Origin of the sequence: Pedobacter sp. UC225_65, assembly GCF_042698365.1 — a bacterium.
Classification (GTDB): domain Bacteria; phylum Bacteroidota; class Bacteroidia; order Sphingobacteriales; family Sphingobacteriaceae; genus Pedobacter.
Window position 1 is genome coordinate 3,236,971 of the sequence record NZ_CP170550.1, and the last position, 20,484, is coordinate 3,257,454.

The 20,484-nt window shown below is 36.6% G+C and carries 17 protein-coding genes and 1 pseudogene; 9 read left to right on the forward strand and 9 right to left on the reverse strand.

The window, feature by feature from the left end:
- Window positions 1-44: 44 nt before the first annotated feature.
- The 3 genes from ACFJIZ_RS17035 to ACFJIZ_RS17045 all read right to left on the reverse strand — a co-directional run bounded on the left by ACFJIZ_RS17035 (window position 45) and on the right by ACFJIZ_RS17045 (window position 2,321).
- Window positions 45-713, reverse strand: a complete 669-nt coding sequence (locus ACFJIZ_RS17035; RefSeq protein WP_379086708.1) for a response regulator — start codon at window positions 711-713, stop codon at window positions 45-47.
- A complete protein-coding gene (locus ACFJIZ_RS17040; RefSeq protein ID WP_379086711.1) occupies window positions 697-1,605 on the reverse strand; it encodes a sensor histidine kinase in 909 nt (302 codons plus the stop codon). The genes ACFJIZ_RS17035 and ACFJIZ_RS17040 overlap by 17 nt, the downstream gene beginning before the upstream one ends.
- Before the next feature lie 182 nt (window positions 1,606-1,787).
- Entirely contained in the window at window positions 1,788-2,321 is a 534-nt protein-coding gene (locus tag ACFJIZ_RS17045; RefSeq protein WP_379086714.1) for a hypothetical protein, read from the reverse strand.
- 279 nt (window positions 2,322-2,600) lie between these two features.
- On the opposite strand from ACFJIZ_RS17045, the gene ACFJIZ_RS17050 reads away from it, so the two are divergent.
- From ACFJIZ_RS17050 to ACFJIZ_RS17060, 3 genes are all read left to right on the forward strand, one after another.
- A complete protein-coding gene (locus ACFJIZ_RS17050; RefSeq protein WP_379086717.1) occupies window positions 2,601-4,466 on the forward strand; it encodes an ABC-F family ATP-binding cassette domain-containing protein in 1,866 nt (621 codons plus the stop codon).
- Window positions 4,467-4,789: 323 nt separating this feature from the next.
- The gene (mnmG, locus tag ACFJIZ_RS17055) at window positions 4,790-6,652 is read left to right on the forward strand and encodes a tRNA uridine-5-carboxymethylaminomethyl(34) synthesis enzyme MnmG (RefSeq protein ID WP_379086720.1); all 1,863 of its coding nucleotides are present in this window, start codon (window positions 4,790-4,792) and stop codon (window positions 6,650-6,652) included.
- A gap of 215 nt (window positions 6,653-6,867) precedes the next feature.
- Window positions 6,868-8,412: an Ig-like domain-containing domain gene (locus tag ACFJIZ_RS17060; RefSeq protein ID WP_379086723.1), complete on the forward strand. Its 1,545-nt coding sequence runs from the start codon at window positions 6,868-6,870 to the stop codon at window positions 8,410-8,412.
- Here the strand turns inward: ACFJIZ_RS17060 and ACFJIZ_RS17065 are convergent, their stop codons facing one another.
- Both ACFJIZ_RS17065 and nadB read right to left on the reverse strand, forming a co-directional pair.
- On the reverse strand, window positions 8,413-8,922 hold the full coding sequence (locus ACFJIZ_RS17065; RefSeq protein ID WP_379086726.1) for a gamma carbonic anhydrase family protein: 510 nt from the start codon (window positions 8,920-8,922) through the stop codon (window positions 8,413-8,415).
- A 102-nt stretch (window positions 8,923-9,024) separates the two neighbouring features.
- Window positions 9,025-10,611 carry an L-aspartate oxidase gene (nadB, locus tag ACFJIZ_RS17070; protein WP_379086729.1) on the reverse strand — a complete coding sequence of 529 codons (1,587 nt, stop codon included), beginning with the start codon at window positions 10,609-10,611 and terminating at the stop codon, window positions 9,025-9,027.
- Window positions 10,612-11,064: 453 nt separating this feature from the next.
- Between nadB and nadA the strand changes: the two are divergent.
- From nadA to ACFJIZ_RS17090, 4 genes and pseudogenes are all read left to right on the forward strand, one after another.
- Window positions 11,065-12,057 (forward strand): annotated as a pseudogene (nadA, locus tag ACFJIZ_RS17075) (quinolinate synthase NadA).
- 9 nt (window positions 12,058-12,066) lie between these two features.
- On the forward strand, window positions 12,067-13,635 hold the full coding sequence (locus ACFJIZ_RS17080; protein WP_379086732.1) for a S41 family peptidase: 1,569 nt from the start codon (window positions 12,067-12,069) through the stop codon (window positions 13,633-13,635).
- On the forward strand, window positions 13,635-14,675 hold the full coding sequence (thiL, locus tag ACFJIZ_RS17085) for a thiamine-phosphate kinase (RefSeq protein WP_379086735.1): 1,041 nt from the start codon (window positions 13,635-13,637) through the stop codon (window positions 14,673-14,675). Before ACFJIZ_RS17080 ends, thiL begins: the two co-directional genes overlap by 1 nt.
- Window positions 14,676-14,695: 20 nt before the next feature.
- On the forward strand, window positions 14,696-15,505 hold the full coding sequence (locus ACFJIZ_RS17090) for a class I SAM-dependent methyltransferase (protein WP_379086738.1): 810 nt from the start codon (window positions 14,696-14,698) through the stop codon (window positions 15,503-15,505).
- Window positions 15,506-15,916: 411 nt separating this feature from the next.
- Here ACFJIZ_RS17090 and ACFJIZ_RS17095 read toward each other — a convergent pair whose 3' ends face one another.
- From ACFJIZ_RS17095 to ACFJIZ_RS17110, 4 genes are all read right to left on the reverse strand, one after another.
- Window positions 15,917-17,194, reverse strand: a complete 1,278-nt coding sequence (locus ACFJIZ_RS17095) for a DNA recombination protein RmuC (protein ID WP_379086741.1) — start codon at window positions 17,192-17,194, stop codon at window positions 15,917-15,919.
- An 83-nt stretch (window positions 17,195-17,277) separates the two neighbouring features.
- Window positions 17,278-17,904 (reverse strand): hypothetical protein, encoded by a 627-nt coding sequence (locus ACFJIZ_RS17100; protein ID WP_379086743.1) that lies wholly within the window; start codon window positions 17,902-17,904, stop codon window positions 17,278-17,280.
- Window positions 17,901-18,470 carry a ribosome maturation factor RimM gene (gene rimM / locus ACFJIZ_RS17105; protein WP_379086746.1) on the reverse strand — a complete coding sequence of 190 codons (570 nt, stop codon included), beginning with the start codon at window positions 18,468-18,470 and terminating at the stop codon, window positions 17,901-17,903. Before rimM ends, ACFJIZ_RS17100 begins: the two co-directional genes overlap by 4 nt.
- Window positions 18,471-18,580: 110 nt before the next feature.
- On the reverse strand, window positions 18,581-19,171 hold the full coding sequence (locus ACFJIZ_RS17110) for a 30S ribosomal protein S16 (protein WP_379086749.1): 591 nt from the start codon (window positions 19,169-19,171) through the stop codon (window positions 18,581-18,583).
- A 149-nt stretch (window positions 19,172-19,320) separates the two neighbouring features.
- Here ACFJIZ_RS17110 and ACFJIZ_RS17115 point away from each other — a divergent pair, with 149 nt between their 5' ends.
- A complete protein-coding gene (locus tag ACFJIZ_RS17115) occupies window positions 19,321-19,839 on the forward strand; it encodes a 5'(3')-deoxyribonucleotidase (protein ID WP_379086752.1) in 519 nt (172 codons plus the stop codon).
- 29 nt (window positions 19,840-19,868) lie between these two features.
- Window positions 19,869-20,432 carry a Crp/Fnr family transcriptional regulator gene (locus ACFJIZ_RS17120; protein WP_379086754.1) on the forward strand — a complete coding sequence of 188 codons (564 nt, stop codon included), beginning with the start codon at window positions 19,869-19,871 and terminating at the stop codon, window positions 20,430-20,432.
- Window positions 20,433-20,484 lie beyond the last annotated feature (52 nt).

A 20,484-nucleotide genomic window follows, 5' to 3' on the forward strand; every position in this document is an offset into this window, starting at 1 on the left:
ATGTCCGCATTTTTTTATGCATTAAACTTTAGCTATTTCTTAGGTTAAAGACCTGCACCGTCTAGGTTTTCTAAACCGCTTTTGATGGCAAATTTGACCAGACCAACGGTGCTTTTGCTCTTTGTCTTCTCCAAGATATTCTGTCGGTGGTTGTCTACTGTTTTTTTACTGATAAAAAGTTTCTCCGCAATTTCTTCGCTGGTCAATTCTTTTACGATCAAGCTCAATACTTCTCTTTCTCGCTGTGTAAGTTGGGCCAATAGTTTATCCTGTATTTTTTGCTTGTGGTATTGCCCATAAATAATCGGCACAATATCTTGCGAGAAATAAGTCCCCCCGTTATTGATCCGATGTAAAGCCTGCAACAATTCTGTCCTTCCGGCATTTTTAAGAATATATCCATCTGCTTCGGCCATTATCGATTCTTTAACGGCAGCAACATTGTTGTACATCGAAAGGATGAGTACTTGTATATGGGGAAACGCTGCTTTTACCATCTTGCACAGCTGGGTTCCGGTTAACAAGGGCATACTGATATCTGTCAATAAGACCTGGAAGTTGTTCGGATTTGCAGCAATCAACTCAAAAGCTTCTTGGCCATTATTGGCCTCGGCAACAATCTGATATTGGCTTTCGCTACTCAACATACTTTTGATGCCATCAACAACCATCTGATGGTCGTCTACAATTAAAATATTAATTACTTCCATCATGTTTCGGAAATATAACCTGTATCTCGTTTCCCATTGATTGATTTGAAGTGCTTAGCTTAGCTTCCAGCAGATTTAACCTTGCTACGGTTTTTTCCAGACCGATTACATCACCTTCTTTCAGCATATTGACATCCAATCCATTATCATTTATTGCTAAAACTAGGTCTTTTTCTCCTTGTATTAGTTTGATCTTAATTTCCTTGGCTTTAGCATGGCTGATACGATAGGCTAATATCTCCTGTACAACTTCAAAAATACTTAGTTCTTTGGTTTTTTCAATCACCCACGGTTCTCCTAAATATTGAACTTCAATCTCCACTGATCCTTCTTTTTCAATTTGATATACATATTCTTCTAACGCGCCAATAAGGCCAAAGCTCGATCCTTCTGGCACCAGCTGACGTGAAATTTTCCGCAGTTCATCTATGGCTTGATCAACTAGATCAATTGTGCTTTTCAAATGATTATCTTTTTGGGGTTGATCAACCAAATTAGATAGGTTCATTTTTGCAACAGACAATGTCTGCCCTACTTGATCATGTATCTTGTTTGCAACGGCCAAACGGTTATTTTGCTCATGATCAAGTAGCAGCTTGGCCGCCTTTTTTTGTTTGGCCAATTGTAAGTTCAATGATCTTATTTTTTGACCATCCCTAACCCTGAGATAAACAATTAGGCACGAAAAACCTATCAGTATAAAACTCATTATCAAAACATTACGCCTTTTCTTTTCTAAGGATTGGTTTACTAGAGAAGTGATCTGGGCCTTAGAAAGTTTGTCTTTCTGTTTTACACTTTCTTTTTCATAGGAAAGCCTTACTGTTAAGGGTGTTTTCACATCTTGGGCTAAACAACAATGGACAGGTATCCATACAAAAGCCAATACAATCATTATCGGCTTTACATAGTTGTTGTTTAGATTACAAATCATTGTCCTAAAGTAAAATTATAGGCTAATAATACACATATTTTAGGCTAATCAATTAAAGTTACACGCAAAAAAAGACAGCGTTGCAATTAAGTTGCAACGCTGTCGAAATTTAATTGTCCCGTAAAATATAACCTGATTTATTCTTAATTGATAATGCCCTTAAAAGTTCCTTGTTCTGTAAATGCTTGCTTACCGGTACTGTTAAAAGCTGTGAAATAAAATGTGCCTTCAACGTTTTTACCTTCTATTTTGGTAATGTTAAGCTCACCTCCTCCCGTAGCATTATCGGTTGAGTAGTTGATCTCTTTATCGGTAGGTTTGGTGTAATCCTTGGTGAGTGTAGCGCCACCGTTTCCGCTCAATTTTGAACCAAATTTGATCACACCAGTAGCAGTAACCTTCTTAAACACGATGATACTCAAACTCTCTTTAGTACCATCTTTTATCGCTGTAATGGAGAAAGTACTCGGATCGATTCCGGCCACGGCTGGAAGATTTGTTTGTACAATTCCTGCAGTTGTTGACGAAAATTTGCCTGAACTACCACCATCAAAGCCATAATTGCTTGCCGTTACCGTTGCATTACCTCCTGAAGGGTTATCTGTTTCTGTTTTGTCCTTTTTACACGCGCTCAAAACTGCGATGAGCATCAACATGCCTGCTGTTATCTTTTTCATTTTTCTTTGGTTATGTAATTGTATCTAAATCACTTTTTGGACTTCCTGCCCTGCCATACAAAGATCCATATCCACTATTGGCCACACAATGGGTATTGCTCCTCTAAATAATAGGTATAAATCCCTATAATGGTCCTAACCTATTCTTTTAATGGCTTTTGCTATTTTTTGGTTATTTTATGTCCTGCTTTTGTTTATAAATGCCAATCAAAGCCATACCAAAATTTTATTGATTACTTTTGCAGTAATTTCTTATCAGATAAATCGTTAAAAAATACTTTGAGTACACTAATTGCAGCCGAAGGCTTAGGCCATGCTTACCATGATGAATGGCTTTTCAAAAACTTAACACTGGGCATTAATCCTGGTCAACGTGTAGCGTTGGTTGGTATCAATGGAGCCGGTAAAAGCACACTATTAAAACTACTTGCCGAGAGGTTTGCCCCTTTAGAGGGAAAAATCGTTAAAAACAAGGCTGTAAAAATTGGTTTCTTGGATCAAGAGCCTTCTTTTCCAGATGGATATTCGATCAGTGATTTTATTTTTTCGTTAGAAAACAAACAGCAACAGCTGATCCGCGAATATGAAGAATTAATTGAGGACCCGAACCCTGACGAAAAGACATTGAACCGCTTATATGAAGAATTGAGTGAACACAATGCTTGGGAATATGAGCACGAGATCAAAACGATTTTAAGCCGAATGGGAATCAATCATCTACAACAGAAGATAGAGACCCTTTCTGGTGGACAGAAAAAACGTCTGGCTTTGGCTAAGCTATTGATCGAAGACCCGGAGATCTATGTATTGGATGAGCCCACCAACCATTTGGATATTGATACCATTGAATGGTTGGAAAAATTATTGACTTCTGGCAATAAGACCATTCTATTGGTAACACACGACCGTTACTTTTTGGACAATGTTTGTAATACCATTGTAGAGTTAGATAGAGGAAAAATCTTCAACTATAATGGAAATTATGCCTACTTCTTAGAAAAGAAAGCTGAACGCGAGGCTTCAGATGAAAGCACTTTTCAAAAGAACAAGAACCTATTGAAGAAAGAATTGGAGTGGATGAGACGCATGCCAGCGGCCCGTACTACCAAATCTCAGTCTAGAATAGATGCTTTCTACGATTTAGAGGATAAAACAAAGCAACGTTCTGACAATCAAAAAGTTACCTTAAATGTAAAGATGGCTCGTCAAGGAAATAAAATTCTTGAACTGAACCATATCGGGCAAACCTTTGATGATAAAAAAATCATCAATGATTTTACTTATACTTTTAAAAAGGGAGACAGGATTGGTTTAGCTGGTAAAAATGGAACTGGAAAATCAACGTTGTTAAATATAATTACAGGTTTTTTAAAGCCAGAAAAAGGCACTGTTGATGTAGGTGACACGACAGTTTATGGTTACTATAAACAAGGCGGCTTAGCTTTTAATGGAAAAGAAAGGGTCATAGATATTGTAAAGTCTGATGCCGAATATATTAAAATGGCCGATGGACAGACCATCTCTGCTTCGGCATTGTTAACCTTATTCCTCTTCCCTCCTAAAAAGCAACATGGCATGGTAGAGAAATTAAGTGGAGGCGAAAAGAAACGTTTACACTTGATGAAGGTGCTGATGCAAAATCCAAACTTTTTAATTTTGGATGAGCCGACCAATGACCTGGACATTGATACCTTAAATGTATTGGAAGAATTTTTAGAAAACTTCCCTGGGGTATTGATTTTGGTTTCGCATGATAGATACCTGTTAGACAAAATGAGCGAGCAATTATTTATTATGGAAGGCAATGGTGGCGTAAGTATTTACAATGGAAATTATTCTGAATACCGCATTAGTCTAGACAATGCAAAAGATAATCCAACACCAAAAAAGACTAAAGTTGAAGAGCCTGTGGTTACTACTGCTCCAAAGAAATTGAGTTTTAAAGAACAAAAGGAGTTGGATGAGATTGAGCAAACAGTAGCCAATAAAGAAGCAGAAATAGAAAAATTAACTGCTTCTTTAACTAAAATTGATGCGGCCGATTATTTAAAAATTCAAGAAGTTTCTTCAGCAATAGAAAAATTGAATAAACAATTGGAAGAGATCATGGAGCGTTGGGTAGAACTTTCAGACAAGAAAAGCTAAAATGAAACCCTCGGATTTAATTGCAACAGTTGGTGTAAGCATCTTATTAATTGCTTTTTTTTGCAAAGTTTAAAGGTGATTAAAGCAGAAAGCTACACCTATGGTCTATTGAATCTTTTTGGTGCAGCCATTGCTTGTTATTCTTCTTGGCTAATTTCTTTCATGCCTTTCGTGATATTGGAGGCCGTTTGGGGTATTGTTGCAATCTATGGATTGATTAAATTATATAATAAAAAAGAAACGTTTCACGTGAAACAAGATTAATTGTTGACTCATTTTTAATTAATTTTGCATTGTTTCACGTGAAACAAAATCATAATTCGATGTTTAAAGAATACGATGTTATTGTTGTTGGCGCTGGGCATGCGGGCTGTGAAGCTGCCGCTGCCGCCGCAAACTTAGGCTCTTCTGTATTATTGGTAACCATGAATATGGAGACCATTGCACAGATGAGTTGCAACCCTGCTATGGGCGGTGTTGCAAAGGGACAGATTGTAAGAGAAATTGATGCGATGGGTGGCTATTCTGGTATCATTGCCGATAAAACTACGCTTCAATTTCGCATGCTCAATAAATCAAAAGGGCCAGCCATGTGGAGCCCAAGAGCACAAAACGACAGAAAAAGGTTTGCCGAAGAATGGAGGCTTGCATTAGAAAGAACACCGAATGTAGACTTCTGGCAAGAGATGGTGAGCAGTTTAATCATTAAAAACAATACTGTTGTTGGTGTCAAAACCGCGTTAGGAGTTGAGATTCTAGGCAAAGCCGTGGTACTCACCAATGGCACTTTCTTAAATGGATTGATCCATATTGGAGAGAAAAAATTTGGTGGCGGCCGTACAGGAGAAAAAGCAGCAACTGGAATTACGGAACAATTAACTACACTTGGCTTTGAAGCAGGAAGAATGAAAACTGGTACTCCTCCCCGAGTTGATGGTCGTTCGTTAAACTACGCTTTAATGGAAGAACAATGGGGTGATGAAAATCCAGGTCGATTCTCTTATACAAATGTAGAAAGACCAACCGACCAACGTTGTTGCTGGATCACTTACACCAACAGCGCGGTGCATGAAACCTTAAAAGAAGGCTTCGAGAAATCGCCAATGTTTACCGGTAGAATTAAAGGATTAGGTCCAAGGTACTGTCCTTCTATTGAGGATAAAATCAACCGTTTTGCCGAAAGAGAAAGACATCAAATATTTGTAGAACCAGAAGGTTGGAATACCTGCGAAATATATGTGAATGGTTTTTCTACTTCACTACCCGAAGATGTACAGTACAAAGCACTCACACAAATACCAGGCTTTGAAAATGCCAAGATGTTTAGGCCAGGTTATGCGATTGAATATGATTATTTCCCACCTACACAGTTATCCTTGACCTTAGAAACCAAGTTGATCAGTAATTTATTCTTTGCTGGCCAAATTAACGGTACAACAGGATACGAAGAGGCTGCTAGTCAAGGTTTTATAGCTGGAATTAACGCGCATCAGAAGGTGACAGACCAACATGAGCTGATCATGAAGCGCTCTGAATCGTACATAGGTGTTTTAATAGATGATTTAGTTACCAAAGGCACCGAAGAACCTTATCGCATGTTTACCTCAAGAGCTGAACACCGCCTCTTATTAAGACAAGACAATGCTGATATCAGGCTCTCTCCTATCGCGCACCAATTAGGATTAATCAATGAGGAGCGTTTGAGTATTGTAAATAAAAAAGTTGCCGACTCTGACCAGATTGTGGCCTTTACCAAAAAGCAAGGCGTTGAAATGGGAGAAGCCAATGCTTTGTTAGAAAGTTTAGGAACGGCTGCGTTAACACAAAATGTAAAACTATTCAATGTGTTGAGCAGACCACAAGTTGGAATTGATGATATCAGAAAAGTAAGCCCTGCCTTTGATCAGCTTTTAAATACCTTTGATAAAGAAACTGTAGAACAAGCCGAAATCAAAATCAAGTACGAAAGCTATTTTGAAAAGGAGAATGAAATCGTCAACAAAATGCAAAAGATGGAAGACAAGTCTATCAATCCAGAATTTGATTACAACAAGCTACTTTCGCTCTCTAAAGAGGCAAGAGAAAAATTGTTGAAAATTAAACCTAGGACTTTAGGGCAAGCTTCTCGGATTTCTGGCGTTTCTCCTTCGGATATATCAGTTTTGATGGTTCACATTACAAAATAAGAGTAGCGCATTGGTTTTCAATAGATTAGCTAATATTTTTACTGAAGCGATTTAAAGCGATATAAAAGACTTTCTAAAAGTTTTAATGATATCTATCAAAAAAAGGGTTGAATTAATTATACACTATATAAATGCGTAAAAACAAAAGGTTCTCAAAAAATAGTTTTTTTTCACTGGCAATGCTCCTTGTTGCCCTGGTTTATGGTTGCGCAAGCATGCGATCTCCAGAGGGTGGCCCAAAAGATACCACTCCTCCTAAGGTTTTAAAAATGGAACCGAAAAACTATAGCACCAATTTTAATGCTCAAAAAATCACCATCGAGTTTGATGAATATTTTAATCTGCAGAATGAGTTCAAAGAAGTTTCTGTTTCCCCAGAGCAAGACAAACCACTCATCTTAAAAAAGCGACAAAAAAAATTAGAGATTACTTTTCAGGACAGCTTAGAAAAAAATACAACCTATACCATTAATTTTGGTAAGGCTATTGCCGATGTGAATGAAGGCAATATTATTAAAAATCTTAGTTATGTATTTGCTACAGGTCCAAAATTAGATTCATTGAGCATCTCTGGAAAAGTTATCAATACACTAACCGGCAAACCTGAGCTTGACGCTACTGTTTTCATTTTACCTTTGGCCAAGGATAGCATCTTCGGAAAAAAGAAACCTTCTATCTATACCACAACCGATAGCAGTGGAAATTATACCCTTAGCAATCTTAAAAAAGAAACAGTTAAAATCTATGCCTTAAAAGAAACTGGTGGAGATAAAATCTATCAACAAGCTACAGACCAGATTGGGTTTATCAAAGCGCCCATTGAGCTGACCAAAAATATAGAAAATGTAAATATTGGTCTCTTTAAAGAACTGGCCAGTACCTTCAGGATTGTAGACCGGAGGCTCAATACTGATGGCAGTATCTCTTTTGTTTTTAATCAGCAATTGGTTAAACCAGAGCTCGTTGTAATTGATTCGAAACCAATAGATGAAAGTAAAATTGTGCATTTTACAAAGAACAATGACTCTGCCAAAGTTTGGTTAAAAGACCTCAGTTTTGATTCGCTTAAGTTTGCGATAAAGAGTGACGGAAAAGCATTGGATACGGTAATGTTTACCCGAGGAAAAAAAGATACTTATACCAGAATAGTTCAATTAACAGATAATTTAGAAGGAGGTTCTTTGAATCCTTATAAGCCCTATCGCCTATTTTTAAATTCGCCAATTGATAAAATTGACCTGACCAAAATCAAGTTTTTGGAAGATTCTATCCCCAGAACCAACTTTACCCTAGAAAAAGACAGTTCAAATGTGCTTGCTTATGTCCTTAAATATCCTTGGAAAAAGGCCAGACCTTACATCATCACCTTTGGTGAAGGTACATTTACAGAACTTTTTGGCACCAAGAACAAAGAGATCAAAAGGACATTTAAATTGGCAAATGCCGACGATTATGGTTCTATTATTTTAACTGTTGAAGTTCCAGAGCCAAACAAAAGTTACGTTATAGAATTAGTGAACGAAAAGAAAGACGTTGTTTATCAAGAAGTAATTACCAAAAACACCAAGGTAAATTTTATCAATTACAGAACTGGAATATACTTTGTAAGGGTTATTTATGACGACAATAAAAATGGCAAATGGGATACTGGAAATGTAAAAAATCAGACCCAACCCGAAAAAATATGGTACGAGCCAGAAGAACGATCAATCAGAGCAAACTGGACAAGGGAGCATACCATGATCATCCCCAAGCCATAATTACCTGAACCAATCCGAATACATGATATAATTATCCGGTAGTTTATCTAATAAAGCCCTTTGCTCTAGTGTAATGGGCTTTATTTTTTTTGCGGGTGTACCAGCATATAAATAGCCACTTTCGCAAATGGTGTTTTCTAACACAACCGATCCTGCCGCAATGATGCAATACTCCTCTATTACTGCATGATCCATTACAATGGCTCCCATCCCTATCAGTACATGATCTTTTACCTCACAACCATGTACAATTGCGTTGTGTCCAACAGAAACTCTATTTCCAATATGTGTAGCTGCTTTTAGATAGGTTGCATGGATCACCGCACCATCTTGAATGTTGGTATCGTTACCAATCGTAATGCTGTTTACATCGCCTCTGATTACGGCGTTGAACCATACAGAGCAGTTATCGCCCATGGTTACATCACCAACAATAGTGGCATTAGGTGCAATAAAACTATTCTCTCCCCATTTTGGGAAAACTTCTTTAACTGGTAATATAACTGGCATTTTTGATTAGGTTTTAGCGTGGGTATTGAGGCAGCAACAACTGTTAGTCTGAGCCCGTAGAAGACCTTTAGTAGATTCTTCCACAAGCTCAGCATGACAAAATTAAATAATTGTATCTACTAATTCTTTAGCGTGTTCAGGGTAATCTGTATTGTAATGTAATCCCCTACTTTCTTTTCTGGCAACTGCCGATTTGATGACCATGTAAGCTACTTGGATCACATTTCTTAATTCACATAATTTTACTGAAACTTTATTCTTTTTATAGAACTCTTCTGTTTCTTCATACAAAAGAAATAACCTACGCATGGCCCTATCTAATCTAAAATCAGAACGGACAATCCCTACATAATCACTCATGATCTTCTGCGTTTCGCGTAGGTTATGGGTTACCAAAATATCTTCGTTGGATTGGGTTACACCTTGTTCGTTCCATTCTGGAATTTCGTCAGGGATAACATTTTTCTGATAGTTGGCTAAAGCTGATAAGAAGATGCGGTGTGCAAAAACTGTTGCTTCCAATAAAGAGTTAGAAGCCAAACGGTTAGCACCATGCAATCCTGTTGAAGAAACTTCGCCACAGGCATATAAGTTATTAATTGACGACTTTCCATATTCATCTACCAAAATACCACCGCACATATAATGCGCAGCAGGGGTAACTGGTATCCAATCTTTGGTCATGTCAATACCGATAGACAAACATTTGGCATAGATATTTGGAAAATGTGTCAATATATCGGCTTTCTTTCGCATCGTGATATCCAGGTAGACAAAGTCATCACCAGATTTTTTCATTTCTGCATCTATGGCACGGGCAACAATATCACGAGGAGCCAAAGAACCACGTTCATCATATTCGTACATAAATTCTTCTCCATTTTTTCTTTTCAACACCCCACCAAAACCTCTAACGGCTTCAGAAATTAGAAAAGAAGGATATTCCCCTGGATTGTATAAAGCTGTTGGATGGAACTGGATAAATTCCATATTTCTGATTTTTCCTTTTGCTCTATACACCATCGCCATTCCATCGCCTGTAGCAATAACTGGGTTTGTCGTCGTCGAATATACATGTCCAGCCCCGCCCGATGCCATTACTGTAACACTTGCCAATATCTTTTCCACATCGTTAAGCTCTGTGTTAAAGGCATATATACCATAACAGTTAACATCTTCACTACTCTTATCAACATGTATACCCAGGTGATGCTGGGTGATCAGCTCTAAACAGAAGTAGTGTGTTAATATCTCTATGTTTTCATTTTCATGAATCTGTTTCAATAAAACACTTTCAATTTCGTAGCCCGTAATATCTTTATAATGCAAAACACGGTGTTCAGAATGCCCACCTTCTTTGGCCAGATCAAAAACCCCAGCATTGTTCTTATCAAAGTTAATCCCGTAGTCTATAATCTCTTGTATTCTTTCAGGCCCTTCTTTTACTACTATTTCTACTATATTTTTATCGCACAAACCATCACCCGCAATCAATGTATCTTCAATATGTTTCTCAAAGGAATCAGACTTATCCACAACTACAGCTACCCCACCTTGGGCATATTTTGTATTGGATTCGTCTTCATTAGATTTGGTCACAATCAAAACTTTTCCATGCTGTGCAGCCTTTAAAGCAAAACTCAACCCTGCTATACCTGATCCTATCACTAGGAAATCGACTTTTCTCATTAAATATTAACGTAAATCAAACAATTGTTAACAACATCACAAATAGTGTTAGCAGAATGTATAAATAAACTCAACAACTATTTTTGAATGTTTAAAGCTAAGTTAAAAACGTAATTTGACACAATCTTTTACATTATTTTTAAGCAACTTTGCATAGTTTATCAACTTTTTACTACCAAACTAACAATACACATTTTGATATTGATAAAATAATAGTCGAAATAGTATAACGTTGTAAATCAGGATAAGTTTATCATAAAAAACAAACATAAATGTTGGTAACTATGTGATAACTCATCTTACATCATTTAAAAACAAATTTTGTTAACAGTACCAACACCTTAATAAGTAATAAGATTCTTTATATATAAAATAATTATAATTTATTGTACTGTTGAAACCTCCGTATCTTTACCAAAGTTCGATGGCCAATAAAAGAAAGCGATGATGACTATGGATGTCTTAGAAGAATTAAATAAAAAGGGTTTTGTAGAGGAACAGATTGATCCTACCCTAGATTTATTTGAAGAAATAGAAAAGTTAAAAAAAGAAAAAAATGCAGTTATACTAGCACATTATTATCAAGAACCTGATATACAGGATATTGCTGATTATATTGGAGATAGTTTAGGCTTATCTCAAGAAGCTGCTAAAACTGATGCTGATATCATTGTTTTTGCTGGGGTGCACTTTATGGCAGAGACGGCAAAGATTTTGTCACCAGAAAAAACAGTGTTGTTACCAGATCTTAAAGCGGGATGTTCACTAGCCGATAGTTGTCCACCTCACCTGTTTAAAAAGTTCAAGGAAAAATATCCAGATCATTTGGTGATCACCTACGTTAACTGTACGGCAGAGTTGAAAGCATTGAGCGATATTGTATGTACCTCAACAAATGCGGTGCAGATTGTAGAAAGTTTACCTAAAAATCAGAAGATCATTTTTGGTCCGGATAAAAACTTGGGTGCTTGGGTGGCTAAAAAGACAGGTAGAGATCTTGTTTTATGGAATGGGGCTTGTATGGTACATGAGATATTTTCTAGAGAGAAAATCACCAAGTTAAAAGAGCGCCATCCAAATGCCAAGTTTATTGCGCATCCAGAATGTGAAGAAGCAGTATTGGCCATGGCCGATTATATAGGACTCTACCACTGGTCTATTGAAATATTCTATCAATAGTGATGCGCAAGAATTTATTGTAGCTACAGAAAGTGGATCATCCACCAAATGGAGAAGGCAAACCCAACAAAAACTTTTATTCCGGCACCACCAAATAACAGCTGTGCTTGCAATGATTGCCCTTACATGAAGAGAAATACATTAGAAAAACTGTATTTGTGTTTAAAAAATGGACTTCCAGAGGTAAATGTACCCGCTGATATTATTGTTCAAGCCCGTAAACCAATAGAAAGAATGTTAGAGATATCTGCAAGCTTAGGATTATAAAAAGATTAAATGATCAATACGAAAAGATTTATAATAGGTGCTTATATTTTATTGCTAAGTAGTCTCGTTTCCTGTACTTCGATAAAAGAACTTAATTATACGGTTAGTGAAAAGAAACATGAGCCAGAAAAATTGATAAAAGATGTTGATTTTGCTTATCAACTGTTAAAAGATGGACATCCTGGTTTATATTGGTATGTGAGTAAAGCTCAATTGGACAATACCTTTGACAGTTTAAAAAGGACGATAACAAGTCCATTAACTACAAAAGAGTTTTATAAAAAATTGGCACCTGTAGTTGCACAAGTTAGATGTGGACATACCAAGATGGTATTGGTCACAAAAAAACTGACCAAAAAAGAGCAAGATTCTGTTAAAAAAATAGGCACTAAGCCGATCAACCAATTTGCTTATAAGATTGTAGCCAACAAATTATACATTACGAGTTTCAATCCGTCTATAAAAGAGGTTAAAAAAGGAAATGAGATTGTTGCAATAGATAATGTTCCATCTACTGAAATTATACAGAACTTAAAAGCCAATATTGCTTCTGATGGTTACAATCAAACCTTTAAAAATGCCTCTTTGAATAGGGCATTTACGAATTGGTATACCAATTTTTACGACAGTAAGGACGTAGTAGATTTTAAAGTTAAAAATGAAAAAGACTCTATCATTGATCTTAAACTGAATATTTATAAAAAACCTGTACTAAAAGATAGTTTAACAGTTAAGAAAAAAACAAAAGAAGAACTGGCCAACGAAAAGAAAATAGCCAAAGCAAAACAAAAATTGAATTATAAAGGATATGATGAGCTTAAAAACCCAATACTAGACTTAAAGTTTTTAGAAAAGGATAGTAGTGTAGCTTATTTAAAAGTGAAAAGTTTTTCTTTTCCATATGCCAATTTTGAGAAATTCTATAAAGAAAGTTTTACGGCATTAAAAAAAGGGAAAACCAAAGATCTAATTTTAGATTTGAGAGATAATGGTGGTGGATCCTTAAAGGCGTGCAGAGATCTGTTTTCTTATTTGGTAGATAAAGATTTTGTATACCTGCAACAAACAGAAGTAGATCGAAAATTTAATCCATATAAGTATGGAAAAGGATTTGTAAATGGTTATAAAGCACTTACTTTTAACATGTTATCTTCAGTAATTTTAAAAGAGACGGAAAATGGAAAGTATAAGATAACCTATAAAGGAATAAAACCTTTACATGCAAATGCAAACCATTTTAACGGCAAAGTATATGTATTGATCAATGGTTATAGTTTTTCTGCTGCAGCACTATTAGCTGCAAATTTACAGGGAGTTAAAAGAGCAACTTTTATCGGACAGGAAACAGGTGGGGGTTACAATGGATGTGTTGCAGGAAGGATACCAATGATTGATCTGCCAAACTCTAAATTAAAATTGAGAATGGGCATGTATAAAATTTTACCAAATACGCATACCGACCAAATTGGGAGAGGTGTTTTTCCAGATGTAGAAATTACAACAACAATTGAAGATGTAATTGCAGGAAAAGACAACGAATTGGATTGGGTTTTAAAAGAGATTAAAAAGAAAGTATAATGTTTGAAAATAAAGAACGTACAGCGATATCAGAATTAGGTGAATTTGGATTGATCAAACACTTAACAAACAATTTTAAGATACAACACGAAACAAGTATCAAAGGCGTTGGTGATGATGCCGCCGTATTGGATTTTGCAAATCAACAAGTATTGATTTCTACAGATCTACTGTTAGAAGGAATTCATTTTGACTTGGCTTATGTACCCTTGATGCATTTGGGTTATAAGGCCGTACAAGTAAACCTAAGTGATATTTATGCAATGAATGGTATTGCTACCCAGATTACGGTTTCTATCGGTCTATCGAGCAAATTCCCATTAGAAGCAGTTGAAGAAATCTATAAAGGAATTGAATTAGCCTGCAATAAATTTAATATTGATTTAATTGGTGGAGATACTTCTTCGAGCAAACAAGGATTGGTAATCAGTGTAACGAGTATAGGCCACGCTGCCAAAGCTGATGTATGTTATAGAAATGGTGCTGAAGAGGGTGATTTGTTATGTGTTTCTGGCGATTTGGGTGGGGCTTATGTAGGTCTGCAGATTTTAGAAAGAGAGAAACAAATCTTTTTAGAAAATCCTCAACTACAACCAGATCTAGAGGGTAAGGATTACATCATCGAACGCCAATTGAAACCAGAGGGAAGAAGAGATATTGTTGACTTATTGGCACAGATGAAAATCAAGCCTACAGCAATGATTGATGTTTCTGATGGATTGGCTTCAGAAATCCTGCATATATGCACCCAATCTGAAAAAGGCTGTACTTTGTATGAAGAAAAATTGCCGATTGACCCTATGACTTATGAAACTGCTCGCGAACTAGGTTTAGATCCAACGGTTTGTGCCTTAAATGGGGGTGAAGATTATGAGCTCTTGTTTACCATTAAACAAGCGGATTACAATAAATTAAAGAATGATATCGACATCAGTATTATTGGTCACATTACTGATAAAAATTCTGGTTGTAAAATGGTATCTAAATCCAATGTAGTTCATGAGTTAAAAGCACAGGGTTGGAATGCTTTTAAAGGCTAGGTTTTATATGTACTAAAGAAATGAAACTCGAAGAATCAGATTATATCAATGTCAATAGGCAATCTTGGAACAATAAAACTGCTGTACATTTTGATTCGGCTTTTTATGATGTAGCAAGTTTTTTAAAAGGCGCTACTTCACTTAATGAGATTGAATTAAACCTATTAGGTGATATCAAAGGCAAACGGATTTTACACCTGCAATGCCATTTTGGACAGGATAGTATTTCTTTAGCGCGCTTGGGTGCTACGGTTGTAGGTGTGGATCTGGCCGGCGAAGCGATAAAAAAAGCAAATGAATTGGCTTTACAAACCCATACGGAAGCCTCTTTTATTTGTTGTGATATCTATGATTTGCCCTTACATTTGGAGGAAAAATTTGACTTGGTATTTACCAGTTATGGTACCATTGGTTGGCTGCCAGACTTGGATAAATGGGCAGCTTTAATTGCGAGGTATCTCAAACCGAAGGGTCAATTGGTGTTTGTAGAGTTCCATCCGGTAATATGGATGTTTGATGATCATTTTAAACAAATAGCCTATAATTATTTTAAAGATAAGGCCATTATTGAAATCGAAAATGGAACGTATGCAGCTAAAGATGCAGCACTTACACAAAAAACAATCACTTGGAACCACAGTACCTCAGAAGTATTAAATAGCCTGATCAATAACGGAATGGAAATCAATTCTTTCGACGAATATGATTATTCTCCTTACAACTGTTTTAATGAAACCATAGAATTTGAACCAAAAAAATACAGGATCAAACACCTGGACAATAAAATACCAATGGTATTTGCTTTAGTAGCTACTAAAAAGGACTGTTGATTGTAAATGCTTCCTACTTTTTTGTTTAAAATAATGTAGGATTCAGGTTAATGATTCTAGTTTGTAACTATCTCAAGCCTAAGTACTATCTCAGCGTTCCACTAAAAGCGGCCTTGGCCTGTTCGGAATGCAATAACAGGCCTACGTACTTTCTTTAATAGAACAGGGCGCAGCCGTGGATTTTTTTGCATACTTTTTTCATCTATAGGAAAAAAGTATGTCCGCGAAGCGACAGAACCATTAAATATTAGCAAAGAATAATTGGTTTAAAGATAAACCATTGATTATAACGCTAAAAATGTATTTTCTTATACTGAACTCAGGTTTAAAATAGACGGTCTTTGACAAGCTCAGACGGACATTTTATTAAGAAAGATAATAGTGAATAGAAAAGGAGACCTACAAAAGTCTTTAAGCCTCTTCATCCTCTAACAACCTAGAATCAATCTGTTTGTTGCCTTTGGTTTTGGCTCCTAATTTTTTGATTTTTTCTACTTTGCCAATCAGGTTTCCATTGCCATACTGTAATTTTTTAAAAGCATCGTCGTGTGCTTTTTGAGTAAGGTCTATATGTTTGCCAATTTTCTCCATGTCTTCTAAAAAACCAACAAATTTATCGTAAAGCGCACCTGCTTCTTCTGCAATTTCAAACACGTTTTTATTTTGACGATCTACTTTCCAGATGCTAGCTATGGTGCGCAATGTAGCTAACAAGGTAGTAGGACTAACAATCACCACTTTCCTGTCCCAGGCATAATTGAAGAGTTCACCATCTGCCTGTACCGTAACGCTAAATGAAGATTCGATGGGCATAAACAAGAGTACAAAATCTGGAGAATTGATCTGATACAGATTCTGATAATTTTTGCCTGCTAAACCATCAATGTGTGCCTTTACCGAAAGCAGGTGTTGTTTAAGGTTCAAAACCTTTTCCTCATCGGTTTCGGCATTCATCATTCTTTCGTAGGCCACCAACGAGATCTTAGCGTCTACAATCAAATGTTTTTCATCGGGCAGGTCAATGACTACATCGGGCTGTAATCGCGCGCCTTCGGCGCTATTTAGGCTTGCCTGTAGGCGATATTCCCTATCCTTAACTAAGCCCGAACGTTCTAATACTCTTTCTAGGATTACCTCTCCCCAATTGCCTTGTTTTTTGCTATCGCCTTTTAAGGCTTTGGTAAGGTTATTGGCATCGGTCTGTATCTGTTTACTTTGGTCCATCAACTGAAAGATTACCCCTTTTAAATGGTTTCTTTCTGCAGCCTCAGTTTGATAGACTTTGTCTACTTTTTCCTCAAAAGATTTGATATTGGCTTTTAAAGGATTTAAAATAGAATCTAAGTTGGTTTGGTTCTGTGCGGTAAATTTAGCACTCTTCTCTTCCAGAATCTTATTGGCCACTAAAGAAAACTCCAAGGTAAATTTTTGTTGCAGGTCTTCTAGGTTTTTCTGTTGTTCTATTAATTTGTTTTGATAAGAATTGGCTAAAGCTTCGGCTTTAATGAAATTACCTCGCTCTATATTAAAGCGTTCGCGGAGGTCGTTCAGTTCATCTTCGAGTTTTAGTTTTTCTTCTTTGAGGTAGTTGACCGTTTCGTCATTCTTAGGAACAGCAGGCTTACGCAAGACCAACACTATTAGAACAACTAAAATAACAACCAATAAGATAATGCCGGCGATTTCCATTTTGCTAAAGATTTGATCAAAAATAAGAAATTAATGGAGAAGCTGTTTTACGGAATCCCGTTAAGAAAAATGTTTTTAAGCCCTTAAACCGTCCACTGATCGTGGATGATGGCGACCAAAAAATATTCGCCATTGTCATTTTCAAAAACCAATCTTAAACTACTCCAGTCCATTCCATTGTACTTTTGGTCGAATCCACTAAAGTGATAATCTATAAAATGATGGTTCGGATAAATGGTGTTGAGGTTATTGGGAGAGTTTCCCTGTTTGATTACCTGATCAAAACCAACAGCTTCAGCATTCAGATAATCAGCATTCCACACAAACTTTTTAAGATAAGCCTTAACGCTTAATTTGATGGGTTCACCAGTACCGTCAAAATGTCCCCAAGTAAGCGTCCAATTTTTATCAATTGCCTGTAGGAAATCTTCAGGAGTTAACCGCTTTGATTGAGCCGTATCAATAAAAGCATAGGGAGAAAAAAGGACACCATCCGCTGAAAAATACGTTGTAAGTTCTTTATAGTTATGGCTCTTCAACAATGATAAGACTTGCCTTCCTATGGCTTTGATGGAATCCTGTTGAGTCAAACCTTTAGCGGTTGGAGTGGTTGCTTTGGCAACAACAACCTTTTCTTCTTTTTTTTCTGGCTGATTGTTACAACCACAAAACAAGGCAAACAATAAAGAGCAGATGATCGTGCGTTTCATTTAAGAAGAACCACACAAACGGTGCCATTGTTTGCTTTTTTACGAATTAAGATAAGACCTAATAATCCTTCGGGCAGGTCAACTAATAAAGTTTTTTCGTCTTCATCAATTTCAATGATCATATCTTCATTTAAAGGAAAGAGGATTTCCTTTTCTTTATAAAGTACAGTGGCAACGAATTGTTGGGGATATTCGTTAATGGCAATGATTTCACCCAATTCACCATGGGTTTCGTCGGTTACCTGAAAACCTTTTAGATCATCATAGGTAAAATCATCCTCATCTCGTTCAGGCATTTTATTCAAGGGCATATAGATTTTCTTTTTCACAAGCGCCTGAGCCTTGTCTATATGGTCTAGGTCGTCAAAGTAGAAGAGACCGGTCTGGTTGGGATACAATTTATGTGAAGCCACAAAAAAAGGAACCATTTTACCATTCATATCGGCAAAAACTACATCCAGGTCCAAAGCTTCGTAATCTTCAAACTCGAAATACAATTGCACCTCACCTTTTAGGCCTTTTGTTTTGGTAATGTAACCGATGTAAAACGCTTCTTCTTTTTGCATAATGATGATCTTTTCCTTTGGGCGGATATGGGCCCAAACGTTATTTCTTTAAATAAAAATAGCGTTCTGATTGATCAGAACGCTATCGTAAGTTAAAACCAATCTAATGATTAAGCCTCTTCTTTTGTTTCTTCTTCAGTTGTCTCAGCAGCTGGAGTTTCTGCTACCACTTCTTCAGTTGCAGCTTCAGCAGCAGGAGCCTCTTCAGCAACTACTTCTTCTTCAACAACCTCTTCAGCTACAGGTGCATTTTTCAATGCAATTGCAGCAGCACGGTCAGCATTTTTCTTAGCCTCAGCAGCTAAAGCAGCTTTTTTAGCTTCTTCTTTGCTTGCACTTAAGCTGTCTTTTTTACCTTCGATCTGACCACCTTTAGCAGCTAACCATTGCTCAAATTTAGCATCAGCTTGTTCTGCAGTTAAAGCGCCTTTTTTAACACCACCTTCTAAGTGTTTTTTGTACAAAACACCTTTGTAAGAAAGGATGGCACGGGCAGTATCCGTAGGTTGTGCACCTTTGTTTACCCAGTCTAAAGTTTTTTCGAAGTTGATTTCGATAGTTGCAGGATTGGTGTTTGGGTTATAAGAACCTAAACGCTCAATAAATTTACCATCTCTTGGAGAGCGAGAATCCGCTACTACCACGTGGAAAAAAGGTTTCCCTTTTTTACCGAATCTTTGCAATCTGATTTTAGTTGCCATTTCTTTTAAAATTTATGTATTCAACATAGTTCCCGGAGCTTCATGCTTGCGGGGATGCAAAAGTAAGTAAAATACTAATAATTAGCAAGGTGCAATAATTTTAAATTCAAATAACACAACTGTAATGCCAATTGAGGATATTTACACGTATGAAGATAGCAATAGATATGGACGAAGTCCTAGCCGATCCAATTCGTAAATTTATAGAACTTTACCATCGCGATTATGGAATCCCTTTGGACCTAAAATTAGACCCTGGAAACGAAGTCTATCACCATGTGCCAGCGGATGTAAATAACAAATGGTTTGATTATATCAATGAAAAGGGCTTTTTTAGAAACCTGCCCTTAATTGAAGGAAGCGTTGAAGCGGTAAAAAAACTACAAGAAAAACACGAGGTGTATATCGTTTCTGCAGCCATGGAGTTTCCCAATTCTTTAGAAGACAAATACCATTGGCTTGCCGAGCACTTCCCTTTTATTACTTGGAAGCACATCATTTTTTGTGGAGAGAAAATCGTAAATACCGATGTAATGATAGACGATAGGGCAAAAAACTTTATCGATTTTAAAGGAAGAACGCTCTTGTTTACCTCTCCGCACAACCAGTTACTTACTCAATATGAAAGAGTTGATAATTGGCAACAGGTTTTGGATAAACTGTTATAAGTTTTATATTGCTTCTTTAAATTTCAAAAATGGAAGAAGTACTTGCCCACTTTAGTAAATATATCAAGCTAAGTGAAAAGCTTAAAACGGAACTTCTGCAACGGATCAAATTGAAACTTTTTAAAAAGGGAGAATTGGTACATGATGCTGCAAAAATCTGTACCAAAAGCTATTTTATTCAGCAAGGCATACTTCGCCTCTATTTTATCAAAGATGGAAAGGAAATCAGTGAGTATTTTTGTGGCGCAAACGAGTGGACCAATTCTCCTAAGAGTTTTATGCAGAGGAAATTGGATATCTATTACATTGATGCGATTGAAGATACCAAGGTTTTTTTCATTGACGTAGAAGACCTGGTCTATCTTTTTGAACATTTTCCAGAAATGGACCGTTATGCCCGCTTGTCTATGGGTACCTTGCTTGGACAGATCATGGAAAGGATCACTTCGATGCGGTTTACTACCGCCAAAGAAAAATACGAGCACTTCTGCGAGCTTTACCACGATATTTATCATCGGATCCCGTTGGGGATGGTGGCTTCTTACTTAGGCATAACGCAAGAAACATTGAGCAGGGTTAGGGCCGAAAAGTAGTTTTTGACATAGGTCAAATAGAAATCAATAAACTAAACTCATCTTTGATCAA